Here is a 14,199-nt window from a genome sequence, read left to right as displayed (position 1 = left end):
TTCTTAAGACTTTGCCGGTAAAGGCGCTACTACTTCTATAGACTCCGGAAAGAGTTGCACTTCAAACTCCTGCGCCTGCCCCATAAACTCACCATCGGCGTGGTAGTATTGGGGCTTCTCGCTCTGCACACGCACCGTGGCGCAGGTGTGGAACTCGGCCAGGCTGGAATGGGCAATCTGCTTGGTCATGAGACCGTACCCTAACTGGATGGCCTCCGCTATGCCCACGTGCCGGATGAGGCAGACGTCCATCAATCCATCCTGAATGTTGGCCATGGGCGCAATATAGGCGTTGTTGCCGTACTGAGAGGCATTGGCGAACGCCACCACAAAGAAATCTGAGGAAAGTGATTTGCCGTTGATGCTCACGGTAGCGGCCTCTGATTGAAACGTCCGGAATTCCCGCACCACCAGCTGCACATAACTGCTGAGCCCCCGCTTGGTGCTCTTCGCGAAGACTGAGCTCACCAAACCGTCAAACCCAATGCCGGCCGTACAGAAGAACGGGTGTCCGTTGATGGCGCAGGAATCTATCCGGTGAAACACCGGGTTATTCAGTAGCGCCAAGGCCTGGGGCAGGGCCAGCGGAATGCCCAAATGCCGGGCCAACCCGTTACCAGATCCTTTGGGCAAAATCCCCAGCGCCGCTGAGGTACCCAAAAGCCCGCGGGCCACTTCGTTCACGGTTCCGTCTCCGCCCACGGCTACTACCAAACGCGCCCCTGCCGCGGCCGCTTCCCGGGCCAGCTGGGGCGCGTGCCCGGCATACTGGGTATAGATGATTTCCGGAGCCCAGCGGGAATGGTCCAGGTGCGCCGCAATAAGGTCAGGCACCGAAACGCTACTCTTCACCCCAGATTTCGGGTTCAAGATAAAGCAGACTTTTTCTGGGGCTATTGTTGAGTTCATGCTTGTGTGTTCTGTCTTACAACGCAGCAGCTCGTGTTTTGCGTGAAAACAGGTTTAACCTTTAAAGTACCTGATCTTAAAAAAGAGGGCTGTACTTTGTGTTCGGGTAAAAATACATAAAAAAAGTGGTGCCGCCGGTTGGCAACACCACTTCAGTTGGAAGCTAAAATAGGAAATTAAGCCCCTAAACGCTCCATTAAGTCGGCAGCGCGGTTAGAGTAACCGTACTCGTTGTCATACCAGCCTACTACTTTTACCAAGGTACCGTTGGCAGAAGTCATTTGAGCATCAAAGATGCAGGAATGCGGGTTGCCTACGATGTCAATAGAAACGATTGGGTCCTCGGTGTACTCCAGAATGCCCTTCAGTTCATTCTCAGCAGCCTTCTTCATGGCCGCGTTGATTTCGTCTTTGGTAACTTCTTTCTTCAGGATAACGGTTAAGTCTGTCAAAGAACCATCCGGAATTGGAACGCGCATGGCCACGCCGTCCAATTTACCGTTCAGGTGCGGCAACACTAAACCAACGGCTTTGGCAGCGCCGGTAGAGGTGGGCACAATGGAATAAGCGGCGGCACGGGCTCTGCGTAAATCTGAGTGCGGCGCATCTTGCAGGTTCTGGTCAGCGGTATAGGCGTGCACAGTAGTGATGTAACCTTTCTCAATCCCGAAAGCTTCATCCAATACCTTCGCCATTGGAGCGAGGCAGTTGGTGGTGCAAGAGGCGTTGGAGACGATGGTTTCTGAACCATTCAAGGTTTCTTCGTTCACACCCAACACTACGGTTGGGATGTTGCCTTTGGCAGGCGCAGAGATCACCACTTTTTTGGCACCAGCCTCTAAGTGCCCGCCAGCGCCTTTCTCATCTACGAAACGGCCAGTAGACTCTAATACTACGTCTACGTCTAATTTACCCCAAGGCAGGTTCTTAGGCTCACGCTCTGCGAACACCTCAATGCGCTGTCCGTTTACGGTGATGCTGGACTCGTCGGCAGAAACGGTTCCTTTGAAGCGTCCGTGCACAGAGTCATATTTCAATAAGTGAGCAAGGGTAGCGTTATCAGTGAGGTCATTGATGGCTACTACTTCTACATTGCCACGTTCTACCAGGGTCTTAAAGGTAAGACGGCCTATGCGGCCGAAGCCATTGATGGCTACTCTTATTTTTTTAGACATGTTGAGTAAGTTTTTGTTCTTATTAAGCCCCGGCAAGTTACATGTTCCGGCAGGCAAAACAAATTAAAAATTTTCAGGCTCATTGTGAGCTATTTAGCGTTTAAACGCACTTTTTTTAAAACAGGTGCTTTGCAAATCAAAATCCCTCCTCTATATTTGCACCATCAAAACCGACAGATGGTCCGTTCGTCTAGGGGTTAGGACACCAGATTTTCATTCTGGTAACAGGGGTTCGATTCCCCTACGGACTACACGAAAGCCTCTCAGTTAACGCTGAGGGGCTTTTTTATTGCACCTGGACACTATTCTGACACCGGATGTTGCAAGAGTCCGAACTAGGGCAGCAGATTTCTGGCTCTGCCAAGCTTTAAAGTCAGGAAGGAAAGGCATGCACCTCCCCAAAATACAGGTTTCCGTGATTAACTGATGACCGTGCCCTGCCCCATTATGCCCGACCAGGGGTGCCGGGTTCCGGGGTAGAGCGAAGTGCGCAAGGTTTACCTGCCTGCCATTCACCCAGAAGAACATGATGTGCCAAGGCACTTGGGCAAAGCGTAGACAGAGGTAATCCTCTACAATGCCCTACCTTCCACCAAAAGTGATGGCAGATTTAGGATTCCTCCCGCTCCTGCCCAATGCTGTCGTGGCCTCCCAAAGAATCTGGCAACGTAAGATCCCCCATCCGGAAAAGCAGACTTTACCTGGCTGTCTTGTACCCGTACCTATTCCGAATTATGGTACGGATAGAAGTGCTGCATACCTGCTGATTCATCTACCAAAGACTTCGGTACGATGAAACGGCCATTTTTTGGGAAGGCACTTTGCGAAGCAGTGACTTCCGTCCATGAACTGCAGCCACTGCCAGGGGCATCAATGTTGCCTCTCAGGAGGCGTAGGCAACGAAGAACCACATACCCAGCGAATGCCAACACTTTCCAATTCCTGGGGGCAGCGCCGACGGGTCACCCACTCGAGGGTCTGAAATAGTGTGAGGTTGCCCTATATTGGCTAAGCTATACCACCGGAAAACATATGAAAACTGTCTGCACCGGTGCAGATATCCAAACGTTAGGTCCTATCTTGTTGTATTACTTCATTTCTGTGTGCTAACCCCCAATCAAGCATAGTATCTACCACATTGATTAGGCGTTTGCCAGAGTCAGTCAACGCATATTCTATCAAGACAGGTGTTTTGTCAAACACTTTGCGCTGTACAATGCCATTAATCTCCAGCTCCTTCAACTCTTTGGAAAGCATCCTGGGGGTTATCTTCTCTATATTCTCCTGTAGATCCTTAAACCGGCTTCTACCATACAGTAAGGATGCAATTATGGGTAACTTCCATTTCCCGCTAATCACATGAAGGGTATCCGTCAAGGCCAGTATGTACTGCCTGGGACATTGCTTTAATTTTTCCTCCTCTACTAATTCCTTAAAGTCGCTCATAATGAAGATGCTACCTATTTTACTATACAAAAGTATAGGAGTTCTTTTTAGTAAACAACTATACTTCCTATAGTTAATTCATGAACTTGCCGCCCAACAAAAAAAGCAACCATGATCTTAATTACAGGGGCAACCGGAAATTTTGGCTCTAAAGCCATACAACACTTGTTAAACAAAGGCTTACCTGCTAAAGACATTGCAGCATTGGTAAGAGAAGGAGAAGACGCACAACCTCTTAGAGACAAAGGAATCGATGTGAGAATGGGAGATTACGCGGATGTAGTTTCCATGCGCAAAGCCTTTGCAGGCGTTGATAGATTGTTACTGATCTCCAGCAGTGACCGAGGGCCGGTCGAAAACCGAACAAAGCACCACATCAACGCGATTACCGCAGCCAAAGAAGCAAACGTAAAACACATTGCCTACACTTCTTTTGTAAGGAAGCCCGGTCATGAGGATTCGGCTATCGCCGACTTTGAGAATTCTCATGTAGAGTCAGAGAAGTTCCTGAAAGATAGCGGCATCAAGTATACCATTCTCCAGAATGGCATCTACCAGGAAATGATTCTGGCGTTTGTGGGTGAAAAGGTAGCTGAAACAGGAGCAATTTTATTTCCGGCGGCGGCAGGCAAAGCCAGCTGGGTACTTCGGGAAGAACTAGCTGAAGCGGCTATTAATGCATTGACTACTGAAGGCCATGAAAACAAGACGTACAATTTGACTAACAACACGTCTGTAGGTTTTGAAGAGATAGCGCAATACATTACGGCAGCGCTGGGCAAAGACATTCATTATAGTTCTCCCAATGTGGAGGATTTTAAAGCTATTCTGGGAAAAGCAGGGGTGCCTGATATGTACATTGGCATGTTTGTCATGTGGGGCACAGCAGTAGCCGAAGGAATGATGGATGTAGAAGATACTACTTTGGAGTCTTTACTGGGAAGAAAACCTACTACCGTTAAACAATTTATTGATCAGGTTTACGGGTCAGTTGGATCAGAAGAAAACCATTAACTTATTTAATAAGATAGTAGCATTTGCCAAGATTAAGTCTATAACAAGTATCTCAAGTCCCATGCCTGAGTAAGCCAATGCCGGGGTTATTCACTTCGCAAGGGAGCCCAACGGCTATTCCTCTCAGCAGAAAGGAATAGCCGTTTTGGTAAAAAGAGCACAAGCAGGGACGCCCTCTGTAAAAGCAAGAAGAAAAACTTTTGGGGTGGTTAAAGCCACCAAAGGTAATCAGCAAAAGAACTGATTACCTTAGCAGAAGTTTGGAACACTGCCCTACTCTGACCAGTAAAAGAAGTAAAAGAGGAATGGCCACTGCGTTCGAGTGAATGAAATTATCAGCGACGCGTACAGCCCGTCTTTATGTTTGAATTTCCGGCCTTATTTTAGCCAAACGAGCCGACGACAGAAAATGGATAACATAGAAACTGGTTCTGGCCTACTTTCTGGAAAAGAAGCCCAAAAAAGTAAAATGAAGAATAAAAAGGGGCGAAAAAAGTTTAAGAACTCTTCCGCACAGCATTATGTAAGCGGCAACAGCACTAAAAAGCTCTTTGCGGCCATGCACGGGGCTTGCCACAAACCAGCCCACATTTGACACCCGCGGCTCACCTTTGGCGTCGTTAGAGCTCATTCGTCCCCACATTTCACAGCACCCTTGATTTGCATACAAGGTTCAGGGCTTTGCCTACATCCAATAGTATAACCATAGCGAACTTTGACCTATAAAAAATCAGCATGATGGAAATAAAGAAAATGACATTGGGAAGCCAGGGTTTGGTTGTGCCAAGTATCGGCTTGGGGTGCATGGGCATGACCGGCTTTGAAGAAGGAAATATGTACGGCGAGGCAGACGAGCAGGAAGCCATTGCCACCATCCACCGGTCCCTTGAGCTGGGCGGTAACTTTTTAGACACGGCAGACTTGTATGGACCGCTAAAGAATGAGCAGCTTATCGCGAAAGCCATCAAGGGCAATCGCAGCAGGTACATCATCGCTACCAAATTCGGTTGGGAAATAGACGATGACAACAAGGTGACCTGGGCAATCAACGGCAAAAGGGAATATGTGAAAAAAGCGGTGGAACGTTCCCTTAAAAACCTCAACACAGATTATATAGACTTGTATTACCTGCACCGGCTTGACAAGAACACCCCTATAGAGGAAACGGTTACCGCCATGGGCGAGCTGGTGAAAGAAGGGAAAGTGGGCTATATCGGGTTGTCAGAGGTTTCCTCAGAAACGGTAAGAAGGGCGCATGCGGTGCACCCCATCACCGCCGTACAAAGTGAATACTCGTTGTTTGAGCGCACCGTGGAAGCACGGGGGGTATTGCAAATCTTATATGATCTGGGCATAGGTTTCGTGGCCTATTCACCGCTGGGCCGCGGCTTTTTGTCTGGCCAGATCCGTAGCATAGATGACCTGCCGGAGAACGATTTCCGCCGCGCAATCCCTCGCTTTCAGGAAGCCCACTTCTACAAGAACTTAGAGTTAGTCAATGCTATTGAGACCTTGGCGGGAGAGAAAAACGTTACACCTTCCCAGTTGGCGTTGGCCTGGATCATGAGTAAGGACATCTTACCCATCCCGGGCACCAAGCGGAGAAAATACCTGGAGCAGAACATGGCGGCCACCGCTATCCAGCTAAGCGGAGCAGACCTGTCCAAGCTGGAGAGCATTGTGCCGCTGGGTACAGATACCGGTAAACCATATGATGAGTTCAGCATGGGGCTAATTGATTGATTCTTTCCCCGCGGCTGCATTTTTGACAATGCAGCCGTTATTTTTATAATTTGTGTTATCTAAAGTAGTGTTATGAACGCCATCAATTCTGTATCGGAGTTCCACCGGTTACTGTCTTTGCCCGAGCCCCGCCATCCGCTGGTGAGTGTCATTAATCTGGCGGAAAGCGTTTTCCTGGAAGACAAGGTTTGGAACGGTTTTGTAAACCGGTTCTATTGCGTAGCCTTGAAAAGGGAAGCCAAGAGTAAAATTAGGTATGGTCAGCAACACTACGATTATGACAATGGGGTACTGAGTTTTACGGCACCCAACCAGGTGCAGTATCTGGATCTGCAGCAGACAGAATGCGGATCGGGCTATCTGCTCATCTTCCATCCGTTTTTTTTGCTGGCTCATTCTTTGGCAAACTCTATCAAAGATTATGGTTTCTTCTCTTACGCAGTCCACGAGGCGCTGCACCTTTCCGCTGAGGAAGAAGATGATCTTATTTCTATACTCAGCAAGATTGACAAAGAATGCCAGCATATAGATAAACACACGCAAGAAATTATACTATCACAGATTGAATTGCTGCTTACCTATTCCAACCGCTTTTATGAGCGGCAGTTCATCACCCGCAAAAATCACAACCATCAACTGCTTGCTAAATTTGAACTTTTGGTGGAGGAGTACTTTAATACTGATTCTACCATGCAACAGGGGCTTTTGACGGTACAGCGCATTGCGGAACGCATGAACCTGTCGCCAAACTACCTGAGTGATTTCCTGCGCCTGCATACCGGACAGAACACTCAGCAACATATCCACGGGAAGTTGATTGAAAAAGCAAAAGAGAAACTATCCACCACCAATCTGTCGGTGAGCGAAATCGCTTATGCTTTGGGCTTTGAACATGCACAGTCATTCAGCACGCTTTTCAAGAAGAAAACCGAGATGTCACCTCTGGAGTTTCGACAGTCATTTAACTGACACCCCCAGGTTAGGAAGGCAATCACGAGCGCACCATAAAAAAGCCTCTCAGCCCCAGAAGCGAAACGCAATACGAATCTGGCCAAAATTAACATATCATGATATATAGAGCCTTATGATGACCCTTATGTAAAGCAAATAACGACTCTTATGCCCAGCAAGCCTCCCTTAGAAGATTAAACCTCCTCTCCTTTATTCTAAAAAATCACTCTAGAGCGCCAAATCACTGTGGATAAGGTTTGATAATTCACTCCCACGGTCTACTAAAAAGCCTCTCAGTTCATGCTGAGAGGCTTTTTATTTTTCTCCTTCAGATTTCATATTTTCTTCTCCTGTATCGCAGCTGCGTTAATCCTGTATCAAATGTTTTTGCGGTTATAAACTCAAGGATTTGTTCCGGTCTTCCATATTTGAACAGCCTTGTTCCATCACCTAGCAGTACCGGCACGATTGAAATGATAAACTCATCTACTAAATCGTTTCTTAAAAGTTCGTTGATCACTTCTGCCCCGCCATCACAATAGATATTTTTTCCGTCACCGCTCTTTAGCTGTTGCACTAATTCGGTCAGATCTCCGGTATAAAATTGTGTTCTGCCCACACTTGGCCTTTCCGTTCGTGTTATAACATACACGTCCCTTTCGCCATTGTCATAGTGAGCGGCACCTATTTCCCTATCCACCCAATCATAGGTTTTTCTACCAATAATGATGGTGTCAATTTCTGACGTGAAGTCTGCGTAACCATAATCTTCGCCTTCTTTCTCTACCAATTTTAAGAAGCTGAGGTCATCATCAGGCTTGGCAATGTAACCGTCCAAACTTGCCGCGATGAAAAGGGATAAGTGTCTCATTGTTCTTTATGTATGGGTTAATTATCCTGCAATAATAGAATGGGGCCTTCATTTCTGCTTTGGAAAAAAACGACAATTTAAAGTTGTGACGGCACGCGCCCGGTGTTGCGTCTGATTTCATTGGTAAGATGTGAATGGTCGTAAAACCCGCACTCCAACGCAATGTCCAGCAAACTTCGCTTACTGCCTGAGCTTTTGATGAGGCTCAACGCGTGCTGAAAACGAACAATGTTGGCATATTCTTTTAGCGTAAGGCCTATATGGGTTTTAAACGTGCGTTCTACCTGTCTTATAGATATGGAATTCCTTTTAGCTATTTCTGTGACGCTTAATTGACCCTTGGACTGATGGATGTCATCAAGAACCGCTTGCAAGGGTCCAATCTTGTTTTGAAACCTGCGTGTAAAAAAAGTATTTAGATATTGTACCGGGTTATTATTGAACTTGTCTATATCAAACGAATGCGCTTTTTCCAGCTGAATGGTTTTATTTGTCAGTTCATGTTGCGGAGCATAGCTATAAAAATTGGAGAAAGCGCCGGGCTTTAGGCATACTCCAAACAAATGCGTGTGTCCTTCAATAAAATTGTCCTTATAGGAGGACATTGCTCCTACCACATAGGTTTTACCATAATCCATTACAGTTGTCCCATTATCGGTGAGACAGGAATCCCCGGCATTGAAAACCAAACCCGCGCATCCGTCAGGGAAGATTCGCTCCCATTGCCTGTCGCTATTATCACCTTTCAACTCCCAGTAGGAATGAATATAGGGTTCTAATGCGAAATATGGTTTTACCTCTTTATATGTCATAGGTATAGGGCAATCAATCTTCCATAACTCCCCATCTTTGATTTTTCAAGTTCCCAGATTTATAAGTACTTCTAAAGTGGGCAACTCAATTTATAACTCATAACCCCCTAAGTGACAAATGATAGATTACAAGAATTCTGGATCAAGGGGGAATGAACTTCAGAAATAAAAACTGAAGAGTCGGTTAGTTCTATCATGAAGACATTGCATTCTTCAGGTTAAAAAGAACCGGCCGCCTATTTCCCTCATATGGCAAGAATTCCATAATTGTAGTTTAATGCTCCCGCTGAATCCTCCGGCCTAGTAAATGCTTCCCATTCTATGCGGAGGGGTTCTTAAGTGTGCGCAATCTCCTTCTGAGGAACTTCCTTACCGGGATATCATACACTTTCATCACGATATAAGCAGCCCCTACCAACAGAATGGTACCTATGGACACAATAAAGAACAGCTCAGTTGAACCGGGCTTGTAGTTAGTGTAGTAATTCCCAAAGATCCACATAATGGCATAATGCGTCATGTAGAGGGGGTAAGAAATAGCACCAGAGAAAACACAGAGTTTCTTCAGACCTGATGGCAAACTGGAGCCAGCTCCCAGAGCCACAAGCAATGGGAAGTAGAACAGCACAATCAGTGCCTCTGCCACCCAATTCCATTGACCAAACTGCGGCATTACAAAAGCCAGCGACAGCAAGAGGGCCAAGCCTACAAACCCCAGCCTGTTTTTGATGATCCAGTTAAAGCGGTAGACCAATAAACCGGCCGAGAATGAGTACGAAACCCGGGCACAGCCATCCCAGAAACTCTCCCCAGACCAGCCTCCTAAGAGGTTACCGGCCCTGTATCCAACAAGGCAAAGAGCAACCGCCGCCAGTGCAGTCAGAGTGGCTAAATAGCGACGGGGTAGCTTGTAGAGGAAAACGCCATACACAATATTGGCTATATATTCCCAGAACAATGACCAAGAAAGTGCATTAAGGCCAAACAGATTGAAAGCCCGGTCTTTCATCACTGGGAAGGGAATTAGAAAGATGGAGCAGAGAAACAATAGGAAAAGTTTACCTGTACCCAACTCTTCTGTATAGATGGCGAATGGATCAAGAAGATACGCCAACAAACCCAATACAGAACCTAAAACCACTAATGGGTGCAGCCTGATCAACCTTGACTTGAAGAACTCCAACACGCCCATTTTCCCGAGGCGGTCGTCATAGGCGTACCCGATGACAAACCCAGACAAGCAGAAAAAGAAGTCTACGGCCAGGAAGCCATGCCCAATGAAGTTCTTGCTGGGGTCTGGGAAAATCCACTCCATGAAATGAAAAACCACCACCGCCAATGCCGCAATTCCCCGTAACCCATCTAGTATGACAAAGTGTTGTTTTGTATTCTGAAGGCTGAGGCTGCCTTTCAGATTAACTGGGGCTAATTTAAGCTTATGCATGATTATGTTATAGAGATATGCTACCGGTAGCAATCTACGCAATAGCATTTGTTGGATAAAAGCTCAATATATAAGTTTATCTCAGCTACTCACAGAGATGACGTTTGAAATGATGTATCTGCTACGCTATCAAAGCTAAGCTCCTTACTCTTGATTGGTATTCAGAAACTTCTATTTCCTTACACATCTGTTAATTGACGTGGCGCTATATCAAATCATTGATTGAGGCTATTACTATTTAAAGAACATGATCTACCGCCTTCATACTGTTACTAATAGCTAGTAATCTCTTTTGTTAGCAGTTGTTCTGTTTAGTCATTCCATTCAAAGGCTTACCCATTGGAGTTCTGAAGCAATAGGGGCAGGCTCTCTAAGAAGTTGCACCAACTATTTAGAATTTTAACGAAGGCATTAAACAGGATAATTCATTGTTAAATTATAAAATTTTAGCTTTAACAAGGTCCCCACTCTTAAGCACTGTCAATATGCTGCTAGATTTTTTCCCAATGTACAACCATTGATAAATTCACTTTTAGTCAATTATCTCTTCTTCCCTCAGCTCGCACCCAAGCTACCAAATATTGACAGCTATGCAAATGAATCTATCTTGTGGTTTACATAGAGAGAAATTTGTCTCGGATTAAAAACGGAGACAAATACGGCTTAAGCAAAATACTTTAAGCATACGCCACATCTTACTTTTGTCTCCAAGAAAATCTTAGTTTAAGCTAAGTACAACCAGCCTTAGCCGCTCCATTTTTGCTTTAGCAACCCAAACAGCGGCTTTTGCAAACCTAAACTCTCATGTTTACCTGCCAACAGGAACCTATATACCCCCAGGGGCTATCTTCTTATACATTATAAAGTTCAATCACAGTATACCCCTTCAATATGTCCAAAGGCCGACTCATCCCCCATCTCCACGCATTCAGCCCCTTATTCAAATCCCTACTCTTTTTTTCCTTATGGTTGGTCGCCGGACCTGTTCTGGCACAGACAATTCGTTACGTAAAACCAGGGGGCACCGGTAACGGCAGTTCCTGGGCTCTGGCCTCAGGAGACCTACAGGCAATGATCAATGCCTCTTCAGCAAACCACCAAGTTTGGGTGGCAAAGGGCATCTACAAGCCCAACCGCAAAGCCGATGCCTTAGGCACCTTAACTCCTAATAACCGCGACAATGCCTTTGTCCTCAAGGCAGACGTGAAAATCTACGGCGGATTTACCGGTACAGAGACTCAACTTGCTCAGCGTAACTCCATGGCCAATTCAACTGTGCTCAGCGGAGACTACAACGGAGATGATCTGCCCGGCAGCTTTGACAAGCATATAGAGAACGCCCACCACATAGTCATTTCTGTGGGTAATGTGGGCAGTGCTGAGCTTAGCGGCTTTACCATTACGGGCGGGTATGCCTTCGGATCAGGCAGCATCACCGTCAACGGCCAATCTATTTATAGATCCTATGGCGGCGGTATTTTCTTGGCGGCTTCTTCCCCCGGCCTATCCCAACTCACTGTGACCGCCAACGCGGCCGACGTACGGGGCGGGGGTATCAATAACCAGAGCAATTCTTCTCCGCGCATCACCCACACCACCCTCAGGGGCAACAGCGCTACCAACGGTGGGGCCATCTACAACAGGGATTCAAATCCATTGTTATCCTATATCACTGTCAGCAATAACATCGGTACCTTCGCCGGCGGAGGCATCTACAGCTACGACTCCTCACCTGTGCTTACCAATGCTCTTGTGACAGGCAACATAGCCGAACGCAACCACGGAGGTGGCCTCTTCAACTCCGCCTCCTGGCCAGTACTAACCCACGTCACCATCAGCGGTAACACAGCGGCAGGTCAGGGAGGAGCCCTTTACAACGGCGCCTACGATGGCGTTATCACCTCGGCCAGTATCCGCAACAGCATCCTCCACGGGAACACCAATTCCTCCGGCGAAAGCGGTATCTACAACAGCTCCGGTTCCCAGACTACCCTTGCGTATAGCTTGGCACAGGGCGTTGCCGGCGGCACGGACGGTAACCTACCCGGTACTACTGACCCGCGTTTCGTGAACCCACAGGCCGGTGACTACAGGCTTTTCCGCGGCAGTCCAGCCATCAACGCGGGCAACAACACCTTCCTGGACTCGGGCCAGATCCCAGACTTGTCTTCCATTACCACTGATCTGGACGGGAAGCCGCGCCGCTTCAACAACAGTAACGTTGACCTGGGGCCTTATGAAAACCAGACAGCCCCTGCCTCCATTCGTTACGTGAAGGTGGGGGGCACCGGGGACGGCAGTTCTTGGGCACTGGCCTCCGGTGACCTAAAAGCCATGATCAACGCCTCTGCCGCCGGGGACCAGATCTGGGTGGCGGCCGGGGAGTACCAGCCCAATTCTGGAGGCTCCTTCTCCATGAAGGAGGGTGTGAAAGTCTACGGCGGGTTCAGCGGCACCGAGCAGACACTGGCAGAGCGGGACCACAGAGCCAACCTCTCTATTCTGAAGGGGAACGGCAACAGTGTTCTGCGCAACGAGAAGAACGGGCTAACCCCGCATGCTGTCCTGGATGGCTTCACCCTCACGGGGGGCAATTCAGGCTTTGGGGGCGGGATGTATAATTTAAATGTTTCCCCCACGCTCTCAAACCTAATTATCAGTGGCAACAGGGCAATGTACGGCGGAGGGGGGCATCTGACAAATTCCTCCCCCACGCTCACCCACGTCACGGTGTCTGGCAACGAGGCAACTGCTGAAGGGGCCGGTTTTCATTTTGAGAATTCCTCACCGCAGTTAAACAATGTGCTCATCAGCGGCAACCTATCAGCTAATGGCGCTGGAGGGATATACACCAGAGACTCTCAACCCATCCTGACCAATGTCACCATTGCGGGGAACAAAGCCAAATATGAAGGGGCCGGCATCTATCAGTCGGGCGGCCCGGTAGCTATCCGCAACAGCATCCTCCACGGCAACAGCAGCGGCTACGGGGAGAGTGGTCTGTATATTTATTCGGGTACCGCCCAGGTGTCACACAGCCTGGTGCAGGGCCGCACCGACACCGCCAACGGCAACATCCCCGGCGCCACTTCCCCCCTCTTCGCTTCGCCTCTGTCCCCCGGATTAAGCGCAGCCGGCAACTATTCGCTCCAGCCGCTTAGCCCCGCTATTGACGCCGGCGACAACGGATACCTGATGCCAGGACTTGCCACCGACCTGGCCGGCCATGGGCGCCTCTCCAATAATTTGGTGGATATGGGCGCCTTTGAATGGCAGGCGAACGATCCACTCCCCGTCAAGCTGATCCAATTCACGGCTCAGGTCCAGGGAGGACGAACCAAGCTTACCTGGCAAACGGCCGCCGAAATAAACAGCAAAGAATTCATCCTCTACCGGTCAACAGATGGAAGGCAGTTTGTGGAGATGTGCAGAATACCGGCGGCGGGAAATACCTCCGCCAAGCAGGATTATTCCTACTGGGATGAAACGCCTGAGCCTGGGGTGAATTATTACAGGCTGGAGCAGGAAGACTACGACGGGAGTAGGGAGCGGTTCAGTATCAAAGCCGTGCTCCATACCTCAACCGAAGACCGGCTGGTTCTCTTCCCTAACCCCGCTGGTGAGACAGTAAAAGCACGCTTTAGGGCAGGGAGGTACGGCAGGGCAGAACTATCTGATGTGCGTGGAAGAGTGCTGCAACGCATCAACATCGCGCCAAACGCCGGCAGTGTTGACCTGGAGATCGGCGGCCATGCGGCTGGCACTTACATACTCCGGCTGTACGGGGAGGAAGGAGTTCTCATAGGAAAGCTGTGGAAGTGGTAAAGGCTGCCC

At 48.3% G+C, this 14,199-nt stretch carries 11 protein-coding genes and 1 tRNA gene; 6 read left to right on the top strand and 6 right to left on the bottom strand.

All coding sequences use genetic code 11. From position 1 onward, the window contains the following. Window positions 1-3: 3 nt before the first annotated feature. Together EFA69_RS13975 and gap are read right to left on the bottom strand one after the other, a co-directional pair. The gene (locus EFA69_RS13975) at window positions 4-909 is read right to left on the bottom strand and encodes a diacylglycerol/lipid kinase family protein (RefSeq protein WP_123133727.1); all 906 of its coding nucleotides are present in this window, start codon (window positions 907-909) and stop codon (window positions 4-6) included. A gap of 176 nt (window positions 910-1,085) precedes the next feature. Then, window positions 1,086-2,084, bottom strand: coding sequence for a type I glyceraldehyde-3-phosphate dehydrogenase (gene gap, locus EFA69_RS13970; protein WP_123134844.1), 999 nt, complete (start codon window positions 2,082-2,084; stop codon window positions 1,086-1,088). Between the two features lie 179 nt (window positions 2,085-2,263). On the opposite strand from gap, the gene EFA69_RS13965 reads away from it, so the two are divergent. Next, window positions 2,264-2,335 (top strand) — tRNA-Glu (locus EFA69_RS13965). A gap of 817 nt (window positions 2,336-3,152) precedes the next feature. On the opposite strand, the gene EFA69_RS13960 is transcribed toward EFA69_RS13965, so the two are convergent. Continuing rightward, window positions 3,153-3,530 (bottom strand): winged helix-turn-helix transcriptional regulator, encoded by a 378-nt coding sequence (locus EFA69_RS13960; protein WP_123134843.1) that lies wholly within the window; start codon window positions 3,528-3,530, stop codon window positions 3,153-3,155. Window positions 3,531-3,641: 111 nt separating this feature from the next. On the opposite strand from EFA69_RS13960, the gene EFA69_RS13955 reads away from it, so the two are divergent. The 4 genes from EFA69_RS13955 to EFA69_RS13940 all read left to right on the top strand — a co-directional run bounded on the left by EFA69_RS13955 (window position 3,642) and on the right by EFA69_RS13940 (window position 7,256). Continuing rightward, window positions 3,642-4,544 (top strand): SDR family oxidoreductase, encoded by a 903-nt coding sequence (locus tag EFA69_RS13955; RefSeq protein WP_123133726.1) that lies wholly within the window; start codon window positions 3,642-3,644, stop codon window positions 4,542-4,544. A gap of 409 nt (window positions 4,545-4,953) precedes the next feature. Beyond that, on the top strand, window positions 4,954-5,139 hold the full coding sequence (locus EFA69_RS13950) for a hypothetical protein (protein ID WP_123133725.1): 186 nt from the start codon (window positions 4,954-4,956) through the stop codon (window positions 5,137-5,139). A gap of 140 nt (window positions 5,140-5,279) precedes the next feature. Further along, window positions 5,280-6,287, top strand: coding sequence for an aldo/keto reductase (locus EFA69_RS13945; protein ID WP_221175750.1), 1,008 nt, complete (start codon window positions 5,280-5,282; stop codon window positions 6,285-6,287). 72 nt (window positions 6,288-6,359) lie between these two features. Continuing rightward, window positions 6,360-7,256 carry a helix-turn-helix domain-containing protein gene (locus EFA69_RS13940; RefSeq protein WP_123133724.1) on the top strand — a complete coding sequence of 299 codons (897 nt, stop codon included), beginning with the start codon at window positions 6,360-6,362 and terminating at the stop codon, window positions 7,254-7,256. A gap of 310 nt (window positions 7,257-7,566) precedes the next feature. Here EFA69_RS13940 and EFA69_RS13935 read toward each other — a convergent pair whose 3' ends face one another. The 3 genes from EFA69_RS13935 to EFA69_RS13925 form a co-directional block, all read right to left on the bottom strand. After that, on the bottom strand, window positions 7,567-8,109 hold the full coding sequence (locus EFA69_RS13935) for a dihydrofolate reductase family protein (RefSeq protein ID WP_123133723.1): 543 nt from the start codon (window positions 8,107-8,109) through the stop codon (window positions 7,567-7,569). Between the two features lie 77 nt (window positions 8,110-8,186). After that, window positions 8,187-8,921, bottom strand: coding sequence for a DUF6597 domain-containing transcriptional factor (locus EFA69_RS13930; RefSeq protein WP_123133722.1), 735 nt, complete (start codon window positions 8,919-8,921; stop codon window positions 8,187-8,189). Window positions 8,922-9,240: 319 nt separating this feature from the next. Further along, complete coding sequence (locus EFA69_RS13925) at window positions 9,241-10,365, bottom strand: acyltransferase family protein (RefSeq protein WP_123134841.1); 1,125 nt, start codon at window positions 10,363-10,365, stop codon at window positions 9,241-9,243. 1,071 nt (window positions 10,366-11,436) lie between these two features. Between EFA69_RS13925 and EFA69_RS13920 the strand changes: the two genes are divergently transcribed. Further along, window positions 11,437-14,190: a choice-of-anchor Q domain-containing protein gene (locus EFA69_RS13920; RefSeq protein WP_183906794.1), complete on the top strand. Its 2,754-nt coding sequence runs from the start codon at window positions 11,437-11,439 to the stop codon at window positions 14,188-14,190. Window positions 14,191-14,199: the final 9 nt, after the last annotated feature.

This window comes from Rufibacter immobilis, from assembly GCF_003721565.1.
Taxonomy (GTDB): Bacteria; Bacteroidota; Bacteroidia; order Cytophagales; family Hymenobacteraceae; genus Nibribacter; species Nibribacter immobilis.
Note: the sequence above shows the minus strand (reverse complement) of the source record. Positions and strands in the feature narration are given on the sequence as shown.